This is a genomic window from Variovorax sp. H27-G14, assembly GCF_046156345.1.
Lineage (GTDB): Bacteria > Pseudomonadota > Gammaproteobacteria > Burkholderiales > Burkholderiaceae_C > Variovorax.
This window is the reverse complement of sequence record NZ_JAYLVN010000008.1, coordinates 248,831-270,965: the sequence shown is the minus strand read 5'-3', so window position 1 is coordinate 270,965 and position 22,135 is coordinate 248,831. Positions and strand designations below refer to the sequence as shown.

Below are 22,135 nucleotides of genomic sequence, written 5' to 3'. Positions count from 1 at the left end.
CGCCCACAAGGCCCACTCCGTACACACCGCCCCATGGACCGCTGGACCGAAATCGCCCTGCTCGTGCAGATTGCCGATGCCGGCAGCCTGAGCCGCGCGGCCGAGGCGCTGGGCCTGTCGAACGCCGCCGCAAGCCGGCACCTGAGCGCGCTGGAAGCCCGCCTGGGCGCGCGGCTGGTCGAGCGCAACACGCGCCGCCTGTACCTCACCGACACCGGCCGCGAGTTCTGCGCCCGCGCCCGCACCATCCTGGCCGACCTGTCGGACGCCGAGTCGACCGTCAACGCCACCGCGCTCGACCCCACCGGCACGCTGCGCGTGACGGCCTCGCTGTCTTTTTCGGTCCACCACATTGCGCCGCTGCTGCGCGAGTACACGCAGCGCTACCCCGGCGTGACGGTGCATGTGGAGGCGGCCAACCGCTACTTCGACCTGATCGACAACAACATCGACGTGGCCATTCGCACCCGCGAGTACGAGCCCGACTCCAACGTGACGGTGCGCCGGCTCGGCGAGACGCGGCGCATTCTGGCGGCATCGCCGCGCTACTTTGCGCGGCACGGTTTTCCGAAGACGCTGGACGAACTGCAGCAGCACAAGCTGCTGATCTACACCCACGCCAACAACCCGAACACCTTGCGCTTCAGCCGAGGCGAGGAAACGCGCACGGTGCAGGTGACGGGCCTGCTGGAGTCGAACGACGGCCAAGTGCTGCGCGCCGCCGCGCTGGACGGCATGGGCATATTGGTGCAGCCGACCTACATCGTGTACGACGACATCGTGGCCGGGCGGCTGGTGCCCACGCTGGACGACTGGGACCTGCCGCGCCTGACCATCAACCTGGCCTACCCGAGCCGCAAGCACCTGTCGGCCAAGGTGCGCAGCTTCATCGACTTCATGGCGGCGCATTTTCAGAAGATGGACTATCAGCGCAAGTGGACGGGGCGCTTCGGCTCGCACTGAGGCAGTTCGGCGGCGCTTTGCGGTGAAACATGTGCGTAAACGCACATCGCGCTTTCAGGCGGCTGCGCACACTGCAAGTGCAACCGCCGCATTCCGTGGCGGACCCTTCCGTTTCCAAGGATCTGCCATGAACCCCCAGGCCGTAGCCGCCAACACCGCGCGTGCGCCGATCGCACCGATGACGCCGATCACACCGTCGCTGTCCGCTCTTTCCCCAGCCAACACCGACGACGCCGGCAAACTGCTCATTCGCCTCACGGTCGGCGTGCTGGTGCTGCTGCACGGCATCTTCAAGCTGTCGGCCGGCGTGGGCTTCATCGGCGGCATGCTGGCCAAGTCCGGCCTGCCGGGCGGGCTGGCCTACCTGGTGTACGTGGGCGAAATCGTCGCGCCACTGCTCATGATTGCCGGCGTCTTCACGCGCGCCGCTGCCGCCGTGGTCGTCATCAACATGCTGGTGGCCTTTGGCCTGGTGCACATGGCCGACATGTTCGCGCTGACCAAGCAAGGCGGCTGGGCGCTGGAGCTGCAGGGCTTCTACCTGTTCGGCGCGCTGACCGTGGTGCTGCTGGGCGCGGGTCGCTTCAGCGTGGGTGGCCTGAAGGGCCGCTGGAACTGAGCGCCTTGCGGCTCAGCCGGCGTCGCCCCGAACCTGCGAGACCATGGTCTCCAGGCGGGCCACGTCGGCCACCAGCAGGGCCTTGTCGTCCTTGCGCAGCACGCCGCTGCGCACCAGCACATTCAGCTCGCGGGTCACCTGCTCGCGGTTGGTGCTGATCTGGCTGGCCAGCGCCGCATGCTTGGGCGCGGGGTTCAGCCGGGCCTGGTTGTCGTCGCCCTCATGGGCGCCGGCGCTGCGGGCCAGGCGCAGCAGTTCGGCATGCAGCCGGTTCTGCACGCCCAGGGTGCTCAGGTCGATCACCCGCTCCGACAGCTGGCGCACCAGTGACGCCAGCCGCTGCATCACCCGCTCGGCCACCAGCGGCTCGTCGCGCAGCAGCGCCATGAACGCGGCGCGGTCCAGGCTGGCCACCACGCTGGGCGCCAACGTGACCACGTCGGCCGAGCGCGGGCCGCCGTCGATGGCTGCAATGTCCCCGAAATGCTCGCCCGCCTCGGAGTCCCTGAAAGTCACCTGCCGGCCGTTGGCCGAATAGGTCGTCACCCGCACCCGACCCGACACCAGCAGGAACACCTCGCCCTGCTGCTCCGCGCGCAGCAGCAAGGGCTTGCCGGCCTCCACGCTGTGCCACAGGCATTGCTGGGCCAGCAGCGCCAGGCGCTGTTCAGGCAGGCCGTCGAACAGCGCGATCTGGCGCAGTGCAAGGCTGGAGCGGGGGATGAGGTCAGGTGTGGCCATGCCAGGGGTCGATGGTCAGGGGTGTGTGGTCAGGGGTTGGAAGCGCGCGGATTATGCTCGGGTGCCGTTTCGAACCCCTTCATGGACAGACGTTCCCCCCGCGCTCCACCAAGTCCCCGTTTTTCGCTGAGACCGCCCACGCGGCGCAACCTGCGCTGGGTGAGCGGGCTGGTGTTGATGGCGTACATCAGCTTCCATCTGCTGAACCACGCGCTGGGCATCTATTCGTTCGCCGTGGCCGAGGCGGTGCTGCGCGGCGTGCAGAAGTTCTGGCACAGCCTGCCGGGCACCGCGCTGCTGTACGGCGCGGCGGCCACGCACCTGGCGCTGGCCGTGGTCGCGCTGTGGGAGCGGCGCACCCTGCGCATGCCGCCGCTCGAAGGCCTGCGCGTGCTGCTGGGCTTTGCGCTGCCGCTGCTGCTGGCCACCCACCTCACGGCCATGCGCGGCGCCTACCTGGCCTATGGCATCGAAGGCTCCTATGCGCGTGTGGTGTGGGGCCTGTGGGACTGGCAAGGCGCCGCCGCGCAACTGCTGATGATGTTCGCGGCCTGGGCGCACGGCTGCCTGGGCCTGCACTTCGCGCTGCGGGCGCAGCCGGCATACCGGCGCTTTTCTTACCTGTTGCTGGCGGTGGCGGTGGTGTTGCCGCTGGCGGCGGCCATGGGCTTTGTGTCGATGGGGCGCGAGTTTCAGTGGACCGGCGTGCCGCCGGCCACGCTGCCGACGCCCGAGCAAAGCAAAGCGCTGGGCGCGGCCGAGAACGGCATCAAGTGGTTCTATGGCCTGGCGCTGCTGGCTTTGCTGGCCGCGCGCTGGGGCCGCAACAGCGTGGCGCGATGGTCGCGCCAGCCGTCGGTCACGCTGCGCTACCCGGGCCGCACGGTGCAGGTGCCGCGCGGCTGGAGCGTGCTGGAGGCCAGCCGCTCGCACGGCATTGCCCATGTGTCGATCTGCGGCGGCCGTGCGCGCTGCTCGACCTGCCGCGTGCGCGTGGCGGGCCCCGCCGAACACATCGGCGAGCCGGGCCGCGACGAGCAGCGCACGCTGGAGCGCGTGCGCGCGCCGTCCGACGTGCGCCTGGCCTGCCAGCTGCGCCCGCGCGGCGACATCGAGGTCACGCCGCTGTTCGCGCCGCTGCCCAACGACGGCCGGCCCGCGCCGGTCGGCAACTTCGGGCGCGAGCGCGACGTGGCCGTGCTCTTCGTCGACCTGCGGCGCTGGTCGGGCCTGTCGGAGCGGCAGTGGCCCTTCGACCTGGCCTATGTGCTCGACCGTTATTTCGCGACCGTGGGCGCGGCCGTGCGCGAAAGCGGCGGCGTGCCCAACCAGTTCATCGGCGACAGCGTGATGGCCATCTTCGGGCTCGACTGCGACCTGCCCACGGCCTGCAGGCAAGCCCTGCGCGCGACCGAGCTCATCGGCCAGCGCATGGACGCATGGAGCGAGGGTTTCGAGGCGCAGTTCGGCCAGCGGCTGGAGTTCGGCATGGGCCTGCATGCGGGCCGCGCGGCGGTGGGCGAGGTGGGCTACCTGGAGACCACCACCTTCACCGCCATCGGCGAAGTGGTGAACACCGCGAGCCGGCTGCAGGACCACTCGAAGACCGCCGCGTCGCGCCTGGTGGTGTCGCTGTTCGCGGCCGAGCAGGCCGGCGTGGCCGAGGCCATGGGCACGCCTGAAACGCTGAGCGTGCGCGGGCGTTCGGAGCCCCTGTCGGTGCTCTACGGGGCGCATGCCGGGGCGCATGCCGCGTCGCTTGCATCTGCTCCGGTCCATCGCTGAAAACGGTGCGCAAACGCACAGCGTCAACCACGATGCGGTTTCACACTGCATACCGTGGCAACGACGAATGTCCGCCGACCACACCGTCACTCAAGGGACAAAGATCATGAACACCAAGCAACTCATCGCCGCTGCCGCTACCGCCGCCTTCGCCCTGCTGGGCACCGCCGCAGCGCATGCCGAAAGCTACGAAGGCGTGCACGCCGTCACGTCGGCCGCCAGCCGCGGCAGCGTGCAGGCCGAAGCCGTGGCCGCCGCGCGCAGCGGCAACGTCTATTCGGACAGCAACGCCGAAGGCACCGTGGCCTTCAACTCCACGCTCGACCGCAGCACCGTGCGCGAACAGGCCGTGGCCGCCGCGCACAACCCGCTGCAGAGCCTGGACCGCCGCGCGTTCTACCGCGACCAGGTGCCGTCGGCTTACAGCAAGCCCAGCGTGTCGTTCACGCGCCAGGCCGGCCTGTAAACAGCCGCGCGGCCAGCGCGGCCCACTCGGTCCACGCGGTCCACGCCGTCAAGGCCGCGCACCTTCCCAGGCGGCCTGCAGCAACGCACGGACCGCATCGCGCTCCAGCGCGCGCGGGTTGGGGTACTGGTTCTGGAGCGCGTGCTCGCAGGCCAGGTCGAGGTCTGCTTCCTTCATGCCGATGTCGCGCAGCGCGACCGGCGCGCCGTTGTCACGCGCCAGGTCGTACACCGCCTGCGCCGCGCTGCTGCCTCCCAGTGCCTTCGCGATGCGTGCCATGGCTTGCGGCGCCGCTTCGGCGTTGTAGGCCAGCGCATGCGGCAGCACGATGGTGTGCGTTTCCGCATGCGGCAGGTTGAAGCTGCCGCCCAGTGTGTGGCACAGCTTGTGGTGCAGCGCCATGCCGACGTTGCCCAGCACCGTGCCGCAAAGCCAGGCGCCATACAGCGCGTCGCCGCGCGCGCCCGGGTCATGCGGCGTGGCGCGAATGGCCGGCAGCGCGCGGCCCAGCGCCGCAATGCCTTCTTGCGCCATCAGGTCCATCACCGGGTTCGAGTCGACCGCGTACAGGCCCTCGGCCGCATGCGCGATGGCGTTGATGCCGCTTGTCACGCTCATGGCCACGGGCAGGCCGAATGTCAGTTCGGGGTCGTAGATGACGGTGCGGGGCAGCACCTTGAAGTCTTTGCCCGTCTTCTTCATGCCGGCCTCGGTGATGCCGTAGATGGGCGTCATCTCGGAGCCCGCGTAGGTGGTGGGGATGGCAAGAATCGGCAGGCCCGAGTCGAGCGCAATCGCCTTGCCCAGCCCGGTGGTCGAGCCACCGCCGATGGCCACCGCGCAGTCGGCGCCCAACCGGGCGGCCACTTCGCGTGCCTCGCGCGCGGTCTCTATGGGCACATGCATCACGGCCCGGTCGAACACGCCCACCGCATGGCTGCCGAGCATGTCGGCCACGCGCTCCGCCTCGGCGCGCTGGCCGGGCGTGCACAGCACCAGCGCCCGGCGCGCACCCAGCGCATCGATCTCGCGCGCCAGGTGCCGCAGCGAGCCCGCGCCGAACACCACCCGCTGCGGCACGCTGCTGTAGACGAACGAAGGGGTGGTCATGGCGGTCCTGTTGCTGTCTCTGGAGGGTGAAGCGGCCGGTGGCGGATGTTCACGATACGCCGGGGCCACAACCGGCGAGTGTCCGGCCGGGGCACGCGGCGTTCAACGGCAGGAGCGGAAAGGAGTTTTCCGCCAGCCGCAAGACATTCAGGCCATCGGAACTTTCAGGCCGGCGCCACCCGCACCGTGCAAGCCGAGCCGCTCTCGCTGATCTCGAAGCGCACCGGCAGAAAGCGCTCGATCACCGCGCAGTTGGTGCGCGTGTGTTCCGTCACCTCGCTGCAGGTGAAGGCGCAGGCCTTCTGGCCCTGCCATGCGGCCAGCGCGAGCAGCAGCGCCAGCTGGTCGGCCAGGTGCGGGCCGACAGCAGCCTCGCTCTTCTGGAACGCACGCACTTCTTTCACCAGGCCATGCGCCACCTGCTCCGCGCTGAGCGACTTCTCGCCGAAAGCCGTGAACACCTCCGTGACGTGTTCGTACGGCAGCGTGGCCAGCAGCGCATTGCCCGGCCCTTCGTTCTGGCGCGCGCCGCCGTGGCGCAGTTGCTCGCCCGACCAGCCCATCGAGCTGGCCAGCGTGTCGAGCTCGCGCGTCGGCACATGGCGCGGCAGGCCGGGTGCCAGGCACTCGGCAAAACCCGGCTGCGCCGCGCCGCGCGCCATCAGGTCGAAGGGCTGCAGCGCGCCGGCCGCCGGCACGATGGCTGCGTCGACCTCGCCACCGCCGGCCGGGTAGAAGCCGCAGCGGCGCAGCGTCAGTTGCAGGTCCGCGCCCAGGCGGCGCACCAGCGGCGCAAAGGCACGCTCCAGAAAATGAAACGGCGGCGCCATCGGGTTGTGCGTGCCGCCGCTCAGGTGCACATGGCTCGTGGCACCGGCCAGCAGCAGCGGCGGCAGCACGGTCTGCAGCACCAGCATGCAGCTGCCCGCGCCGGAGATCGCGAAGCGGTAGTCGCCAGCGCGCACCGGGCCAGGCACGAAGCGCAGCGACTGCGAGCCAAGCTCCGCGCCATCGACCTGCGCGCCGCTGATTTGCGCGGCGGCGTTCACGCAGGCCAGGTGCTGGCGCATGAGACCCGGCTTGGCGCGGCCCGCGCGAATCTTGTCGATGGCCATCGGGCGGCCCGTGACCACCGACAGCGCGAGGCTGGTGCGCAGAATCTGGCCGCCGCCCTCGCCTTGCGAGCCGTCGAGCTCAACCATGCGCGGCCTCCTGCGACTTGTTGTGCTCGAAGCGCAGCACCGTCTCGCACAGAAACGCATCCAGCCCCGCACCGTCGGACGACGGCAGCGGCGTGACGGGCTCTGCCGCATTGGCCGCCAGCTCCGATTCGATGAACGCGTGAATGCCGGGCCAGCGCGGGCTGGTCGCGGCTTCGCCGGCGCGCATCTTCACCTCGAGCAGCGCGTTGATCTCTTGCACCAGCGCGGCGTCGCGCACCGCGTCGAGCGTGCCTTGCGCCAGGTCGGCAAAGCGCATCGGCGGCACGCCGGGCTGCGCGCGGATCCAGCGCGCGGCCAACAGCGGGCGCAGCACATAGAGGTATTTTTTGTAGCGCACCTCCTCAGCCTGCAGGTGCTCGCGAAAGTTCTTCCTGGCCATCGAGGTGTAGTGATGCCAGCCGCGCGCGTTGGAAAACACCGCCTCCGACAGCGCACGAAAGCGCGGCATGGCCTGCGCGTCGTCGCGGTACACGATGGGCGAGCGCAGCCATTCGAGCAGCGTCGGGTTCGACTCGCGCATCAGGCCCAGCGCCTTGCGCAGGTCCCAGCCGTTGATGTCGAGGTCGCCGCTGATCGGCACCTCGATCACGTCGCGGCGCGGCTGCACCGCGAGGTACCAGGGCAGGCGGTTCACATAGATGAAGCGCACGTCATAGTCGCTGTCGGGCGAGGCAAAGCCCCAGCCACGGCTGCCGGATTCACAGGCGAACAGCACGGTGACGTCGTGCGTCGCTTCGATGTCGCGCAGCGCCTGCATGATCTGCGCGCGCACGGCGGGCTCGATCGGGTGGGCGGAGCGCAGGAGTTCTTGGGTGCTCATCGGTTCTTCTCTTCTTCCATCTTTTTCGGTCAGGCCCGGGTGACGGTCACTTTGCCGGCACTGTCGAGTTCATAGACATCCAGATCGTTGGCCAGAAACGCATGGCCCTGGTAGTGCTCTCGCGTCTCGGCCATCAGCGCCGCCATGCCCTCTTCGTTCTGGTGGCGCGCGCTGAAATGCGTGAGAACCAGGTTGGGCACTTCGGTGGCTTGCGCAAACTCGGCCAGCAGCCGCGCGGAACTGTGCATCGGCCCGGGGCCGACCTTGTCGAGCACCTCCTGCGTGTAAGTGGCCTCATGCACCAGCAGCTGCGCGCCCTTGCAGGCGTCGTGCAGCAGCGCGGGCTCGGCGTTGTCGCCGCCCAGCACGGCGGCCGCGGTGTCGATCTGGGTTTCCGCAAAGTCGGCACTGCGCAGCAGCGTGCCGTTGAAGGGCACATCTTCCCCGGTCTGCAATGCACGCCATGCGGGGCCGGGCGGCAGGCCGGTGGCCTTGAGCGCATCGGCCTTCAGCCGCGCGCGGCGCGTCTGCACCTGCACGCGGTAGGCATGGCTGGGCACGCGATGCCGCAGCACATGGCGCTCGATGCGAACACCGGACGCCTCATACACCAGCGCCTGGTCTTCGACGTCCACATGCGTGACGTCGTACGGCAGATGCAGATCGGTCAGGCGGCGCGTGGCCTCGAACCACTCCCACACCGGCAGCGGCGCGACGAGCTTCAACGGCTTGGTGCGCTTTCCCATGCCCGCGCTCGCGAGCAGGCCCGGCAGGCCGTAGCAGTGGTCGCCGTGCACATGCGTGATGCACACGGCGGCCATGTCATGCAGCGACAGCGGCGTTTGCAGGAGCCGGTGCTGCGTGCCCTCGCCGCAGTCGAACAAAAACCAGTCGGCGTTCAGCACGGTCTGCACGGCCAGGCCGGAGACGTTGCGGTGGCGCGTGGGGGTACCGGAAGAGGTGCCCAGAAAAGTCAGTTTCATCATCATGTCGATCACTCCCGGCGCATCAGTGCGCTATCAGTGCGCTTCTTGCGGCGTCGGCGGCAACGCGCTCCCAACCAAAGTATCGGCGACCGCCTTCGGGGCGATCCGCCATCAGCGCATGGAGCGTTTCAAGGTTCGCTTCGCCGCCCCAGCGGGCCAGCGTCTGGATCGCCACGACACGCAGGCTCCACCATTTGCTTTGCAGCGCCGCATGGACTTCGGCCACCCGCAGCGCGGTCGGCTGCGTCTCGGCCAGCGCGCGAAGACGCTCGCTCTGTTCACGCAGCAGGTTGGCGCCGGGGCCAACGTCTTGCAGCCGTTGGCGGCGCGCGCGACGGCACGCGAGGCAACGCACCGCACAGCTGTCGATGTGGCCGTGCACCACCTCGTACCACCACTTCTGCTGCCTGGCCGTCCACACCGCTTGCGCCCCGCAATCGCGACAAGTGAAAGGCCGCGCAATGTAGTGGGTGGGCAGCGGCCCATAGGTGTTGTTGTAGCGCTGCAGCACCGAACGGTCCGCAGGCGCCTCGTGCGATGCGTTCGATGCGTGCGCTGCCGACCAGGGCTTCAGCGCACCTTGCGCATGGCACCGCGCAGCCATCGTGGCTGCGCGGTCGACGCGTCGCGCCTTGATTTCGGCGCGGCGTTGCTTGTTGCTTTTCATTTTCTTGAACCTTCGCAATACGTCGCTACGAAGGCCGGCCGGTGTGCCGCAATCCTTCTATAGCTCTTCCACTGTCACGATACCTTCGCCCGCAGCAAGCTGAACGATGCAGCCCAACACCTGCCGCGCGAAATTGCTGTTCGCAAGCAGGCAAACGTCGAAGCCATCTCCCTTGATGGTCACACACACATGCGCCCATTCCGAAGGCGAGGATGGCGGCGCGGGATAGAAGTCCGCACGCGCGCCGTCCAGCTTCACATGGCAGCCTATGGCCGCCTTTCTGCAGAAGTCTTCCGCCACTGCACGCGACGGCAACACGACCTTGACGCGGTAGTCCACACCCATGGTCACCCCTTCACGCAAACAACCTGCTTGAGCACGTACACCACCTCCACCAGGTCCTTCTGCGCCTCCATCACCGCGTCGATGTCCTTGTAGGCCATCGGAATCTCGTCGATCACGTCGGCGTCCTTTCGGCATTCGACGCCTTCGGTCGCGGCGATCTGGTCGGCGATGGTGAAGAGCTTCTTGGCCTTGGTACGGCTCATCTTTCGACCGGCGCCGTGGCTGCAGCTCATGAAGCTTTCGGGGTTGCCCTTTCCGCGCACGATGAAGCTCTTCGCGCCCATGCTGCCGGGAATGATCCCCAGCTCGCCGGCCTTGGCGCTCACCGCGCCCTTGCGGGTGACGAACACGTCTTCACCGAAGTGCGTTTCGCGGCTCACGTAGTTGTGGTGGCAGTTCACCGCTTCCACGTGGGCCTCGAAGGGCTTGGTGATCACCTTGCGCACGGCCGAGACCACGCGCTGCATCATCACTTCACGGTTGGCTCGCGCGAACTTCTGGGCCCAGCCCACCGCGCGCACGTAGTCACCGAAGTACTGCGCGCCTTCCTCGAAGTACGCCAGGTCCTGATCGGGCAGGTTGCGCTGGTGCAGCTCGGCGTCTTTCTTCGCAAGCTCGATGAAGTGGGTGCCAATGGCGTTGCCCACCCCGCGCGAACCCGAGTGCAGCATGAACCACACGGCGCCCGCTTCGTCCAGACACACCTCGATGAAGTGGTTGCCGGTGCCCAGCGTTCCCAGGTGCTTGTGGTTGTTGGTGTTCTTGATGCGCGGGTAGTCCTCGCAGATCAGATCGAACTCCTCCACCAGCTTGGCCCATGCCGCATCGGTTTCGTCGGGCGGCGTTTCCCACGAGCCCTTGTCGCGGCCCATGCGCTTGGGGTTGCTTCCGTGCGGCACGGCCTTCTCGATCGCCGAGCGCAGCGGGCCCAGGTTGTCGGGCAGGTCGCGGGCGTTGAGCGTGGTCTTGCACGCCATCATTCCGCAGCCGATGTCCACGCCCACCGCGGCGGGAATGATGGCCTTGAAGGTGGGGATCACCGAGCCCACGGTCGCACCGATGCCGTAGTGCACGTCGGGCATGGCCGCGATGTGCTTGAACACGATGGGCAGGCGCGCGGCGTTTTCCAGCTGCTTCTGCGCTTCGTCTTCCACGGGCACGCCGTTCGTCCACATCTTCACGGGGACGCCGTTGGCGACCTGATGCACTTTGTAGTTCTGTTCCATTTTCTTTTTCTCTCTCTGTTCTGTATTGCTCTGTTCGATTGCTGCTTCTAGAAAGCCTGAGGCCGCTTCTTGAATGCCGCGACAAGTACCTCGTACGCACGCAGCGGAAAGTCGTGCTCCACCCAAAGCTCGCGGTACCGTACAAGCCCCAGGTCCACATAGATGCGCTCCAGAATCGCATGGATGTTGCGCACCAGGTCCGCTCGCCGCACGACGCCGCTTGCCAGCACCTTGTAGTTGTCGGCGGAGGTCATGTCCCAGCTTGCCCAGTCGGGGTAACCGCGCAGTTCGAAGCTCAGGTCGTCCTTGTCGTCCTTGTTTCCCTTTCGGCCGTTCACCACCAGCTGCACTTCACCGGGCTCGTCCATGAACACCGCCGTGGCGCTCTGCGCGCCCTTCACCAGCTCCACCCCCATGCGCGCGAGGTCGCCCAGCGAATCGTGCAGGTAAGACACCGCGAACACCATCGGTTCGGCATCGGCATCGGCACGAAAACTGAGCTTGGCCCAGCCCGCGCCGCTCACGACGTAGCCCATTCGTTCAGGGGTGCAATCTTCTTCCAACATGATCTTCTTTCTCTGTCTGACAACGACGTTGTTCGCAGTGGCGCTCTCTTCTGTGCCTGCGCGCCCTGAACAAAAATGAGGTGACGAGTAACGACAAGTCGATGACTGAGCTATCTGCCGAAACAGACCGGGATTCGGACCCGGGACCTTCATGGCCAAGACCATGGTGCTCTACCTGTAGACCTGCCAGCATTCACCTCTGACCAAAAAAGCAGCGACAAGAATCGACGAAACGTCGTGCTCTACCACTGAGCTACGGTCTTTCGACCGGCGGGATTCGAACCCGCGACCACGAGATTAAGACTCTGTAGTTCCGTCAGCATTCGCTGCAAAAAACAGTGCGACAAGAGTGGCAAGACGCAGACCACGCCGGTGAACCGGCGCCGGGATTCGAACCCTGGTCACACCATATGTAGTCCTGCCTGCATTCGCACAAAAACCTTCACCCCCGTTCGACGACAAACAGTCGGCATGACTTCGAAGGGTGATGTAGTCATGCCTGCATTCGCCGAACGACGACGTTCAATTCATTCGGATCAGGCGCCGCGGGACAGAGCCCACGGCACCCTCTCTCTTCTCCTTCAGATCGAAGTCTCTTCGATCACTCCCACCCAGTGCTCGGCGCCCAGCCCGCCTGCGGCATACACCGCCAGCAGCTTGAACACCTCGTCGCTGAAGCCGCCGATGTTCAGCACATCGTCACGCTCCTGCGCCTGGGTGGTCGCATACGGCTGGATGTCGATGCACACCATGCGCGCCTTCGGGTTGCGCTGCTTGAACACCGCCCACTCCTTCATCGTCGCGGTGCCGCGTCCACGTGCCGTATCGGCCCACGACTCGTTGTCCGACACCAGCACCACCAGGTCCGCCTGCGCCTTCTCCTTGTTCAGCAGCGCCAGTGGCGCGCTGCACGCAGTGCCGCCACCGCCCACCGCCGCCAGCTTGGCCGCATTGGTCATCACCGAATCACGCGGATTCAGCTTCAGCGACACCACCTTCGTTTCGAAGGGCAGCACACGCGCATCGGCATTGCGGCGCAGCACGGCGGCGGCGACCAGCGCGGCCACGTCGATGCAGCGCACCGCCGACGTTGCAGAACCGCGGTGGCCCGTGACGGGTGAGCTCATCGAGCCCGACACGTCGGGGCACACCACCACGCGGCCCTCGAACTGCGGCACATTGGCCAGCGCGAGTTCCATCGCGTCCTGCAGCGCTTCTTTCACCTTGTGCGGCACGTCGGCGCCGGTGGCGGTGAAGGCGGCCATCAGCTGGTACGGCAGCACGCGGGCCTTGGCTACCGCCTGCGGGTCACGCAGCTTGTCGGCCACTTCCTGCGCCAGGCCCTGCACGTTGAACACGCCGTGGCGTGCAAAGGTGTTCAGGTTCTGACGCACCATCTGCCACGAACCGCGCTGCGCAATGCGCGCCCAGGCCTGCGTGTCCAGTTCCAGCGCGGTCAGCATCTGAAAGGGCACGTCGGGCACCTCGAGCGAACGGTCGCGCTTGAAGCGTTCGAAAGCCTGCGTGAGCGGAGGCAGCGCCTCCAGCGCATACGGACGATCGATCAGCCATGCGAACCATGCGGCGCGCCAGGCTTCGGCGGGCTTGGGGTGAACCATCTTCACCACGTCGGCCAGCGACGGCGTGTTGCCTACCGATGCATTCAGCAGTTGCGCCTCGGTCGCTTCGAGCAGCCATTGCTGCACCAGCTTCTTCGGACGCGTGCCCAGCGACTTGCGGCCCGCCGCGCCGGAACGCAGCATCTGCACGAAGTTGCGCAGCATCTTGCCGTTGTCCACCACGCGGGGGAACACCTTGGCGAGCAGCGACACGTCGCGCACCGCCAGCGTGGCAGTCAGCAGCGCCGGCATGTCCTTCATGTGGCCGGCGCGGCGGGCGTACACGGCCGTCTTGGCCACGAACACCGGGTCGACTTCGCGGGCCAGGGCCAGCACGGCGTCGAGCTGATCCTTGGCCTGTGCATAGAAGGTGTTGTTCAGGCAACCGGTGGCCGCGAGCTGCGCCAGCTGGTGCTTGGGCGACAGCGCATAGGCGGCGCCGCCGGCTTCGTTGCGCATATCGGCAGCGGGTTGCATTGCACCGCGCTGCGTCTGGAAGAGTTGAAGGTTGGCCATGTGACTTCTCCTTGGTTCGGTTCGTTTTGTTCGACTTGTTGTCTTGGGTTGTCTTTCTTATTGCAACGGGTGTGCCAGCCAAAGCCAAGCTGACGCTGAAATCTTTCAAGTCGTTGATTTGATTGAATTTTTTAGCAAATTCGACTTTCACCAACCACTTCTTTCGAGGCGACTTATCTGAATTTCTTATAATTTCAGCTAACTTTTTATCCAAAAAATGAAGAAATCTACCGTCGTCATCGGCTTCCTGGGCACCCAGCTCGACGCCGGCCAGGGCGCGGGCCGCTGGAACAAGTGGCGCCCCACCGTTTCGCTCGCGCAGCACGAAGACATGGTCGTCTCGCGCATGGAGCTGCTCTACACGTTGCGCCACAAGGCGCTGGCCGAGGTGGTGAAGGCCGACATCGAAACCGTGTCGCCCGAGACCACCGTCAACCTCGTGCCCTTCGACCTGGCCGACCCCTGGGACTTCGGCGAGGTCTACACGCGCCTGTACGACTGGGCGCGCACCTACCCCTTCGACACCGAGCGCGAGCAGTACTGGACGCACATCACCACCGGCACGCACGTGGCGCAGATCTGCATGTTCCTGCTGTCGGAGTCGCGCGTGGTGCCCGGCGTGCTGGCGCAGACCTCGCCGCCCAAGCGGCAGCGCGAAGGCGAGGCCGGCAAGTGCACGCTGATCGACCTCGACCTGTCGCGCTACGACGTGATTGCGCGGCGCTTCGACGCGGAGCAGCGCGACGCGGTCGCCTTCTTGAAGAGCGGCATTGCCACGCGCAACGCGCGCTTCAATGCGCTGATCGACGAGATCGAGCGGGTGGCGGTGCGCTCGCGCGCGCCCATCCTGCTGGTCGGGCCTACCGGCGCGGGCAAGTCGTTTCTGGCGCGGCGCATGTTCGAGCTGAAGCAGGCGCGCCACCAGATGAGCGGGCCGTTCGTGGAAGTGAACTGCGCCACGCTGCGCGGCGACGGCGCCGCCTCCACGCTGTTCGGCCACAAGAAGGGCGCGTTCACGGGTGCGGCGGGCGAGCGCGCGGGGCTGCTGCGCACAGCCCACCAGGGCGCGCTGTTTCTGGACGAGATCGGCGAGCTTGGCCTCGACGAGCAGGCCATGCTGCTGAAGGCCATCGAAGAAAAGCGCTTCTTCCCGGTGGGGGCCGACAAGGAGGTGGAGAGTGACTTTCAGCTGATGGCCGGCACCAACCGCGACCTGCGCAGCGACGTGGCGCAGGGGCGCTTTCGCGAAGACCTTTTCGCGCGCATCAACCTCTGGACCTACGACCTGCCCGGCCTGGCGCAGCGGCCCGAAGACATCGAGCCCAACATCGACCACCTGCTGGCCCTGCACGCCAGCGAGAACCACCGCGTGGTGCGCTTCAACGCCGAGGCGCGCGCCGCCTATCTGCGCTTTGCGCAGAGCGGCGAGGCGCTGTGGAGCGGCAACTTCCGCGACCTGTCGGCCAGCGTGACGCGGCTGGCCACGCTGGCCGATGGCGGGCGCATTCCGGTGGCGCTGGTGGAGGCAGAGATTGCGCGGCTGCGCTGGCTGTGGAAGCGCGAAGGGCCGAGTGCATCGCAAGACGACGACGTCGACCTCGATGCGCTGCTGGGCGATGAACGCGCCGCGGCGCTCGACCTGTTCGACCGCCTGCAGCTGGAGGCCGTGGTGCGCGTGTGCCGGCAGTCGCGCAGCCTGTCGGACGCGGGCCGCCAGTTGTTCCAGGCCTCGCGCGCGCAGCGCAGCGTGGTGAACGATGCCGACCGGCTGCGCAAGTACCTGGTGAAGCACGGGCTGGATTGGAACCAGTTGGGCCACTGATAGATTCGACGGTCCGCAAACCAAGAGAAACATGGGGAGGTTGAACCGATGAAGAACATACGTGGAATGACAAGCGCCCTGGGGTTGGCAGGCATGGTGCTGCTGTTGGCCACGGGCGCGCAGGCGGCAGTGCTGCGCCCGGGCCTGTACGAAGGCCTGATGCTGGCGGTCGATGGCGGCGGCGCCGTGAGCGGCAGCTTTGCGCAGCAAGGCAGTTGCACCTTTCACATCGCAGGCCGCGCAAACTCGCAAGGCGCGGTGGTGGTCCGCACGGTCGGCGAAGGTGCAGCGCCATCCATCGAAGGGCGGCTGTCCGCCGGCAAGGAAGGCGTCACCCTGATACTGCCGGGCGGGCAGCAGTTGCCGGGCTGCGGCAATGTGCTGCCGCCGTTGATCGACACGGGCCTGGCGCTCGACCTCACGCACAAGGGCGCGTGGACCCAGCTGGTCAACGTGTCCGCAGACAAGACGGCACTGCGCAAGTCGCCCACCGACGCGGGCCGCGCCTACGTCGTTCGTGGCGATGTGCTGGGCGTGGTGTCCGAGAAGGCCGACCTGCTCCAGGTCGAGTTCGTCAACGGGCAAGGCCGCGTGGTGCGCGGCTGGATAGCGGCGAAGGACGCGAAAGCGATCCGCGCCCAGTAGCCCGACAACCGCGTTGCCGCGCTATCCTCCGCCCCGATGGCCATCTCCGCATTCGTCGTGAAAGTGCCCGCCGCCGAGGCGCTGGCCGGTGACCTGCGCCGCCGCTTCGACGCCACCGTGGCGCTGGGCGTGCCAGCGCACATCACCGTGCTGGTGCCGTTCATGGACCCGGCGCAGGTCACGCCTGACGTGCTGGCGCGTGCACAACAAGCGCTTGCGCGAACCGCTTCATTTGCGTTCTCGCTGGGCCGGGTCGAACGCTTTCCGGAGACGGCTTACCTGGCACCGGAACCCGCCGCGCCGTTCATCGCGATGACGCTCGCGCTGGTCGATGCCTTCCCCGGTTTTCTGCCCTACGGCGGCGAGCACGAAGGCATCGTTCCACACCTGTCCGTGCCCCATGGCGATGCGCGCCATGCGGAAGAAGCGGCTGCAGAGTTGCAAGCGCGGCTGACTGCATCAGGCCCCGTGCATGCGACCTGCACCCAGGTCACATTGATCGAAAACACAAGCGGCCGTTGGCAAGACATGCATGTCTTCACGCTGCCCACCGCCACCCGCTGACCCATGCGCAACGTGCTCTTCATCTGCAGCCGCAACCAGTGGCGCAGCCCCACCGCCGAGCAACTCTGGCGCCGTCATCCCTGGTGTCCGCGCGCTCCGCCGGCACCAGCCCGAACGCGCGGCACCGGGTGTCCATCGACGACATCGAATGGGCCGACGTGATTCTCGTGATGGAAGAAAAGCACAAGTCGCGGCTGGTGGCGGAGTTCACGCGCATGCTCGAAGGCAAGCCGGTGCATGTGCTCGACATACCCGACGAATACAAATACATGAACCCGGAGCTGGTGGAAGAGCTGCAGCGCTCCGTGCCGTCCATTCTTGGAATCGACTGACCCCATGCCAGAGATCTACATCAGCACCGACGTCGAATCCGACGGCCCCATTCCCGGCCCGCATTCGATGCTCAGCTTTGGCTCGGCCGCGTACACCGCCGACAAGCAACTGCTCTCCACCTTCAGCGCCAACCTGCACACCCTGCCCGGTGCCGAGGCCGACCCCAAGACGGCCGCCTGGTGGAAGACCCAGCCCGAGGCCTGGGCCGCCTGCCGCACCAATCTGCAAGACCCCGCGCACGCCATGAAGAACTACGTGGCCTGGCTCAAGGCCCTGCCCGCACGGCCGGTGTTTGTGGCGTACCCGGCGGGCTTCGACTTTCTCTACATCTACTGGTACCTGATGCGCTTTGCAGGCGAGAGCCCGTTCAGCCATTCGGCGCTGGACATGAAGTCTTTCGCCATGGCCATGCTGCGGCTCGACTACCGCGACAGCACCAAGCGCGCCATGCCGCGCCGCTGGTTCGACAAGCTGCCGCACACGCACGTGGCGCTGGACGACGCCATCGAGCAAGGCGCGCTGTTTTGCAACATGCTCGCGGAGAACCGCGCGGGCGCACAAGGCACGCAGGGCACGCAGGGCACCCAGCCATGAGCGCACGCCCCGCAGGCTGGTTCCGCAAGGTCACGCTGTGCGCCGTGCCGCTGCTTTCGCTTGTGCTCGGCGGCTGCGTGCAGTCGATGTTCTATTACCCCGACAGCGTGCGCTACGAAACGCCCGACTCGCTCGGCGTGCGCTACGAGAGCGTGCAGTTCACCAGCGCTGACGGCACGCGGCTCAGCGGCTGGTTCCTGCCTGCGGAGAACCGCGGCAACCCGAAGGAGGCCAAGGGCACGGTGGTGCACTTTCATGGCAACGCGCAGAACATGAGCACGCACTGGCGCTTTGTGGCCTGGCTGCCCAAGCAGGACTACAACGTTCTGGTGTTCGACTACCGCGGCTACGGCCAGTCCGAAGGCAAGCCCGAGCCCAAGGGCGTGTTCGAGGACGCCAACGCCGCGCTGAACTACGTGCGCACGCGCGCCGACGTCGACCCGCAGCGCCTGTTTCTGTTCGGTCAGAGCCTGGGCGGCACCAACGCCATTGCGGTGGTGGGCGCGGGCAACCGGTCGGGCGTGAAGGCGGCGGCCATCGAGTCGACCTTCTATTCGTATTCCTCGATCGCCAACGACAAGTTCAAGGGCGCGGGCCTGTTCGTCAGCGACACCTATTCGGCGGCCAACTACGTCGCGGCCGTGTCGCCCATTCCGTTGCTGTTCATTCACGGCACGGCCGACCAGGTGATTCCGCTCTCGCATTCGCGCCGCCTGCTGGCCGATGCGAGCGAGCCCAAGCGGCTGATCGAGGTGCCGGGCGCCGGCCACCTGGAGCCGATGACCGCGCCGCGCTACGGCCCCGCGTACCGCAAGGCGCTGACGGCGTTCTTCGAAGCGGCACTGAGCCCGCTGCAGCAATGAGCACGATGAAGCACTTCGACGCAGCAGCCACCGCCGCACCGCTGTCTTTCGAACGGCTGGTGCCGGCGCTGCGCGCGGCATTCGCAGCCGGGGCGCAGGTGCCGCCGCGCCATGTGCACGGCATCGAGACTGCCCCGCAGGACGGCGGCACCCGCACCACCAAAGGCACCGTGCTCATCATGCCGGCGTGGAGCGACGCGGGCTTTCTGGGCATCAAGACCATCAACATCTTCCCCGGCAACAGCGCGCGCGGCCTTCCCGGCCTGCATGCGACTTATGTGCTGTACGACGCGCACACCGGCGTGCCTCTGGCCATGATGGACGGCAACGAGATCACCGCGCGCCGCACGGCCGCCGCGGCGGCGCTGGGCGCGTCGTTTCTTGCGCGCACCGACGCACGCCGACTGCTGGTGCTGGGCACCGGGCGCATCGCACGCATGCTGCCGGCCGCGCATGCGAGCGTGCGGCCCATCGACGAGGTGTGCGTGTGGAACCATCGCCCCGAAGGCGCAGAGGCCCTGGCCGCGCAGTGGCGTGCCGAGGGCTGGCACGCGCGGGCCGTTACCGACCTGGCAAGCGCGGTGCACCAGGCCGACATCGTGAGCTGCGCCACGCTGGCCACCGTGCCGCTGGTGCGCGGCGAGTGGCTGGCGGCGGGCTCGCACCTGGACCTGATCGGCAGCTTCACGCCCGCCATGCGCGAGGCCGATGCGCAGTGCTTTGCCGGCGCGCGCACCTTCATCGACACCGACGAGGCGCTGCAAAAAGCCGGCGACCTGCTCGACGCCATTGCCGCCGGCACGCTGCGCGCACAGGACGTGCAGGGCACGCTGGCCAGCCTGTGCGGCAGGACCGAAGGAGGGCAAGGAGCGCAAGGAGCTCAAGGACCGCAAGGCCGCGCCAGCGACACCGAGCGCACCGTGTTCAAGGCCGTAGGCAGCGCGCTCGAAGACCTGACCGCCGCCACGCTGGTGTGGCAATCGGGCAGCGCTGCCTAGTTCGTTTGGGTTAGTTCGCAGCACTCAACGCGCCACTGGATAGGCTTTTTCCTACATCCAGATACGTCATGTAGCTAATAGCGTGTGTTTGGCGACACCGCTATGGTCCTAGCAACATCGACAGGGGCCCACCGCATGCTCAGCACCGAACACAAAGCCAACATCCTTCGCAAGGCCGGGTACACCGTGCCCGCGGTGCCAGGCAGCGCAAACAGCATCTACCAGACCAGCCAGACCTGGGGCAAGGCCGTCGAGACGCTCTATGTGTCGTACGCCGCGCAGCGCGCCGCCAAGAGCCTTCGTGATGCGGAAGAAGCGCGCATGCTGGCCTCGCTGCAGTTGCGCGCGGCCCGGGCTTACGCCTGAGCTGCCCTCGGGCTTCTTGACGGCCCGGCCTTTCAGATCAGGGCCGGCTCAGGGCTTCTTCTGTTTTTCAGGCGCGTCGCCGCTGCCGCCGCGCGACATCTGCCCCGCCTTCATCGCTTCCCGGTTCGCGGCACGGCGCTTGGACGTTGCGGCACGCTTGTCCGCACGCGACATCTTCGGCGCGGTGGTCGGTCGAATTTCGCCTTCCTGAATCTGCGGACCGCGCGCGGCCGCGGCGCCTTCCACGCGGCGCTCCTTGCGCGCCTCGGTGCGCTCGGCGCGCGTGGTGGGCGCTGACGGCATCGCCTTGCCTTGAGACGGATCGGCTTCGCCGGAAGACTGCGCGAACGCCGCCGACACCACCAGGGTTTGCGCCAGAGCCAATGACACAAGGCACATAGGCATGAGCATCTTTTTCATCGCGATGACCTTTCAGGGAGGGCTGGGGAAACCGGACGGGCGCATTGTGTTGCCGCCCGCCGGGTTCTGTCCACTGCCGCTGCCAGAGCCTGTCGGCGGGCTACTGCGCCCTGCCCTCACCTCTCGCTTCAGTCTGGCTGTTGGCGGTCGCGCAATTAGGCCAGCACCAGCCTGAGCAGTTCGGTTCTGAGCGCCGGCTCGCCCAGGTCGCCGCGGCGCGTAGCCCGGGCAGTGGTGCAGGCTTACTTGCTCTGGGCCGACTGCAGCACCGGGTTCTTCATGGTCGAGATGACCTTGCTGTTCACGCGCGAGCCGCCGGTCACGTTCTGGTCGGGGGCGGCGGCGGTGGCCATGGCTTCGTTGTAGACCTGAGCCGGGTCACGGCTGGAGGTGAACGGGTCTGCACCGCGCGAGCCACGCGTCACGTTCTGGTTGGGCGCGTGGGCCGTGTCGACGGCCTGCTTGTACATGGCGTCGGCGTCGGCCGTGGAGGTGAACGGATCGGCACCGCGCGAGCCGCGCGTCACGTTCTGGTTGGGCGCGTGCGCGGCGGCAATGGCTTCGGCTTCGACGGCTTCGCGGGTGCGTTGCTGCGCGTTGGCCGAGGTGACGGAAGCGACGGCCAGCAGGGCGAAGGCGGCGGCGAGGGCGAGTTGGGTGGTCTTCATGGTTCGTCTTTTCTGTGAGTTGTCTGTCTGTTTGGAGGGAGTCGACCCGGAGATGCGGGAAAACCCTGAGCAAGACTAGTCAGCGCAAAAGGCAGATCCGTGACGCCCCCCGTGGTGCGAACCGGGCTCTTGCGCACGCGCTGCAGCACGGGCGTTTTTCTGATAGCGCGGGTGGCGCGGTGCGTTAGCCTTTTGCGGGAACGTGCGCGCCGCGCGTGTCGCTTGCGCCTGTTCATTCACTCCCCGCCAAAGAACCCGAGAAGGAAATGCACACCATGGGAATGTTCGATTTCTTGAAGAAGAAAAAGCCCGCCATGCCGGACTCGCTGGAAGCCGGCATGGCCTCGCAGGCCGAAGACTTCATTCACGCCTTCTCGCAGTCCGGCGCGCCCATCGACGGCAAACAGCTCGACTACAGCGAAGCCTCTCTGGCATTGGTCGACCACGTGCTCGACGACTTCTTCAAGCAGCAGGCGCCGCTGCCGGACGACCTTCACTTTCTGGCGTCGGCCTATGTGTTCGAAGTGGCACGCCGCGAGTTTGGCGGGCGCTACCTGCGCGGCGACGAAGACAACCCCTTCGTGCTGGTCATCGGCCAGGGCGACGCGCAGGTCGGCGTGTGTGCCATGGCCAAGGTGCGCGGGCGCGCGGTGAACGGGCCGGAAGACAGCCTGCCGTTTTTCTACGCCGGCATTGCACCGGTCGTGGCGCGCGGCGTGAGCGCCACGCTCATCTGAACGAACGCAGCCGGGTGCTCTTCAGCGGGGCGGCTTGAAGCCGTGAACCTCCTGCCAGGGCGCGCCGGCGCCGCTGCGCTCCCAGGCCGCGCCAATGGCGGACTCGGTGATCTCACGCAGCGTCGGGTCCATCTTCAGGAACGCGTTCAGGGGGCAGACGCTGGGCGGGTGATCGTCGAGCTGCTGCTGGCTTTCGTTGCCGCTGGAGAAGATCCAGCCCGAGTCGTACGGGTTGTTCGGCTCCACGCGGTAGGCGAAGCACACCGGCACGCGGTGGGGGCCCATCACCTGATCGGAGGCCAACACGAGCGGCGCCAGGGCGGCGAACTTCTCCTCCCATGGCTCGATTGGTTTCTTCTTTTTGCTGAACGGCCACATGGCAGTTTCGTGCCCGATGAAAAGGCACCCTCCCTGGGCTGAATTTGCCTTGAGCTTGGGTGGTTGGCAAGCCGCTGGCTGTGTACGGCTGCATG

General features: G+C 67.1%; 26 protein-coding genes. 13 read left to right on the top strand and 13 right to left on the bottom strand.

From position 1 onward, the window contains the following. Window positions 1-33 precede the first annotated feature (33 nt). Together VLK31_RS20555 and VLK31_RS20550 are read left to right on the top strand one after the other, a co-directional pair. Window positions 34-963 carry a LysR family transcriptional regulator gene (locus tag VLK31_RS20555; protein WP_409170278.1) on the top strand — a complete coding sequence of 310 codons (930 nt, stop codon included), beginning with the start codon at window positions 34-36 and terminating at the stop codon, window positions 961-963. A 178-nt stretch (window positions 964-1,141) separates the two neighbouring features. Continuing rightward, window positions 1,142-1,582 (top strand): DoxX family protein, encoded by a 441-nt coding sequence (locus tag VLK31_RS20550; RefSeq protein WP_409170289.1) that lies wholly within the window; start codon window positions 1,142-1,144, stop codon window positions 1,580-1,582. A gap of 12 nt (window positions 1,583-1,594) precedes the next feature. On the opposite strand, the gene VLK31_RS20545 is transcribed toward VLK31_RS20550, so the two are convergent. Then, window positions 1,595-2,323 (bottom strand): Crp/Fnr family transcriptional regulator, encoded by a 729-nt coding sequence (locus VLK31_RS20545; RefSeq protein WP_409170277.1) that lies wholly within the window; start codon window positions 2,321-2,323, stop codon window positions 1,595-1,597. An 81-nt stretch (window positions 2,324-2,404) separates the two neighbouring features. On the opposite strand from VLK31_RS20545, the gene VLK31_RS20540 reads away from it, so the two are divergent. After that, on the top strand, window positions 2,405-4,108 hold the full coding sequence (locus tag VLK31_RS20540) for an adenylate/guanylate cyclase domain-containing protein (protein WP_409170276.1): 1,704 nt from the start codon (window positions 2,405-2,407) through the stop codon (window positions 4,106-4,108). Window positions 4,109-4,214: 106 nt separating this feature from the next. Continuing rightward, window positions 4,215-4,574, top strand: coding sequence for an alpha/beta hydrolase (locus VLK31_RS20535; protein WP_409170275.1), 360 nt, complete (start codon window positions 4,215-4,217; stop codon window positions 4,572-4,574). A 48-nt stretch (window positions 4,575-4,622) separates the two neighbouring features. Here VLK31_RS20535 and VLK31_RS20530 read toward each other — a convergent pair whose 3' ends face one another. The 9 genes from VLK31_RS20530 to VLK31_RS20490 form a co-directional block, all read right to left on the bottom strand. Next, window positions 4,623-5,684 carry a maleylacetate reductase gene (locus VLK31_RS20530; protein WP_409170274.1) on the bottom strand — a complete coding sequence of 354 codons (1,062 nt, stop codon included), beginning with the start codon at window positions 5,682-5,684 and terminating at the stop codon, window positions 4,623-4,625. Window positions 5,685-5,848: 164 nt separating this feature from the next. Beyond that, window positions 5,849-6,886 carry an RNA 3'-terminal phosphate cyclase gene (gene rtcA, locus VLK31_RS20525; protein WP_409170273.1) on the bottom strand — a complete coding sequence of 346 codons (1,038 nt, stop codon included), beginning with the start codon at window positions 6,884-6,886 and terminating at the stop codon, window positions 5,849-5,851. Next, window positions 6,879-7,727 (bottom strand): nucleotidyltransferase domain-containing protein, encoded by an 849-nt coding sequence (locus tag VLK31_RS20520; protein ID WP_409170272.1) that lies wholly within the window; start codon window positions 7,725-7,727, stop codon window positions 6,879-6,881. Before VLK31_RS20520 ends, rtcA begins: the two co-directional genes overlap by 8 nt. Before the next feature lie 29 nt (window positions 7,728-7,756). Then, window positions 7,757-8,716 carry a ribonuclease Z gene (locus tag VLK31_RS20515; protein WP_409170271.1) on the bottom strand — a complete coding sequence of 320 codons (960 nt, stop codon included), beginning with the start codon at window positions 8,714-8,716 and terminating at the stop codon, window positions 7,757-7,759. Window positions 8,717-8,735: 19 nt separating this feature from the next. Next, a complete protein-coding gene (locus VLK31_RS20510; RefSeq protein WP_409170270.1) occupies window positions 8,736-9,380 on the bottom strand; it encodes a zinc-ribbon domain containing protein in 645 nt (214 codons plus the stop codon). A gap of 57 nt (window positions 9,381-9,437) precedes the next feature. After that, the gene (locus VLK31_RS20505) at window positions 9,438-9,725 is read right to left on the bottom strand and encodes a hypothetical protein (protein WP_409170269.1); all 288 of its coding nucleotides are present in this window, start codon (window positions 9,723-9,725) and stop codon (window positions 9,438-9,440) included. A gap of 2 nt (window positions 9,726-9,727) precedes the next feature. Then, the gene (locus tag VLK31_RS20500) at window positions 9,728-10,951 is read right to left on the bottom strand and encodes an RtcB family protein (RefSeq protein WP_409170268.1); all 1,224 of its coding nucleotides are present in this window, start codon (window positions 10,949-10,951) and stop codon (window positions 9,728-9,730) included. Between the two features lie 47 nt (window positions 10,952-10,998). Next, on the bottom strand, window positions 10,999-11,517 hold the full coding sequence (locus VLK31_RS20495; protein ID WP_409170267.1) for a hypothetical protein: 519 nt from the start codon (window positions 11,515-11,517) through the stop codon (window positions 10,999-11,001). A gap of 581 nt (window positions 11,518-12,098) precedes the next feature. Continuing rightward, a complete protein-coding gene (locus VLK31_RS20490; protein WP_409170266.1) occupies window positions 12,099-13,652 on the bottom strand; it encodes a vWA domain-containing protein in 1,554 nt (517 codons plus the stop codon). A 217-nt stretch (window positions 13,653-13,869) separates the two neighbouring features. Here VLK31_RS20490 and rtcR point away from each other — a divergent pair, with 217 nt between their 5' ends. The 8 genes from rtcR to VLK31_RS20450 all read left to right on the top strand — a co-directional run bounded on the left by rtcR (window position 13,870) and on the right by VLK31_RS20450 (window position 19,837). Continuing rightward, a complete protein-coding gene (gene rtcR, locus VLK31_RS20485; RefSeq protein ID WP_409170265.1) occupies window positions 13,870-15,474 on the top strand; it encodes an RNA repair transcriptional activator RtcR in 1,605 nt (534 codons plus the stop codon). A gap of 66 nt (window positions 15,475-15,540) precedes the next feature. Then, entirely contained in the window at window positions 15,541-16,119 is a 579-nt protein-coding gene (locus VLK31_RS20480; protein WP_409170264.1) for a hypothetical protein, read from the top strand. A 36-nt stretch (window positions 16,120-16,155) separates the two neighbouring features. Further along, window positions 16,156-16,683, top strand: a complete 528-nt coding sequence (locus VLK31_RS20475; protein ID WP_409170263.1) for a 2'-5' RNA ligase family protein — start codon at window positions 16,156-16,158, stop codon at window positions 16,681-16,683. An 83-nt stretch (window positions 16,684-16,766) separates the two neighbouring features. After that, window positions 16,767-17,015: a protein tyrosine phosphatase gene (locus VLK31_RS20470; RefSeq protein WP_409170262.1), complete on the top strand. Its 249-nt coding sequence runs from the start codon at window positions 16,767-16,769 to the stop codon at window positions 17,013-17,015. Window positions 17,016-17,019: 4 nt separating this feature from the next. Then, a complete protein-coding gene (locus tag VLK31_RS20465; protein WP_409170261.1) occupies window positions 17,020-17,610 on the top strand; it encodes an exonuclease in 591 nt (196 codons plus the stop codon). After that, on the top strand, window positions 17,607-18,473 hold the full coding sequence (locus VLK31_RS20460) for an alpha/beta hydrolase (RefSeq protein WP_409170260.1): 867 nt from the start codon (window positions 17,607-17,609) through the stop codon (window positions 18,471-18,473). Before VLK31_RS20465 ends, VLK31_RS20460 begins: the two co-directional genes overlap by 4 nt. Window positions 18,474-18,478: 5 nt before the next feature. Next, window positions 18,479-19,471, top strand: coding sequence for an ornithine cyclodeaminase family protein (locus VLK31_RS20455; RefSeq protein WP_409170288.1), 993 nt, complete (start codon window positions 18,479-18,481; stop codon window positions 19,469-19,471). A 135-nt stretch (window positions 19,472-19,606) separates the two neighbouring features. Then, on the top strand, window positions 19,607-19,837 hold the full coding sequence (locus VLK31_RS20450) for a hypothetical protein (RefSeq protein WP_409170259.1): 231 nt from the start codon (window positions 19,607-19,609) through the stop codon (window positions 19,835-19,837). A gap of 48 nt (window positions 19,838-19,885) precedes the next feature. Here the strand turns inward: VLK31_RS20450 and VLK31_RS20445 are convergent, their stop codons facing one another. Both VLK31_RS20445 and VLK31_RS20440 read right to left on the bottom strand, forming a co-directional pair. Then, entirely contained in the window at window positions 19,886-20,257 is a 372-nt protein-coding gene (locus VLK31_RS20445) for a hypothetical protein (protein ID WP_409170258.1), read from the bottom strand. A gap of 242 nt (window positions 20,258-20,499) precedes the next feature. Further along, window positions 20,500-20,925: a hypothetical protein gene (locus VLK31_RS20440; protein WP_409170257.1), complete on the bottom strand. Its 426-nt coding sequence runs from the start codon at window positions 20,923-20,925 to the stop codon at window positions 20,500-20,502. Window positions 20,926-21,200: 275 nt separating this feature from the next. Between VLK31_RS20440 and VLK31_RS20435 the strand changes: the two genes are divergently transcribed. Next, a complete protein-coding gene (locus VLK31_RS20435) occupies window positions 21,201-21,662 on the top strand; it encodes a hypothetical protein (RefSeq protein ID WP_409170256.1) in 462 nt (153 codons plus the stop codon). A 21-nt stretch (window positions 21,663-21,683) separates the two neighbouring features. On the opposite strand, the gene VLK31_RS20430 is transcribed toward VLK31_RS20435, so the two are convergent. Next, entirely contained in the window at window positions 21,684-22,040 is a 357-nt protein-coding gene (locus VLK31_RS20430) for a DUF2185 domain-containing protein (protein WP_409170255.1), read from the bottom strand. Window positions 22,041-22,135 lie beyond the last annotated feature (95 nt).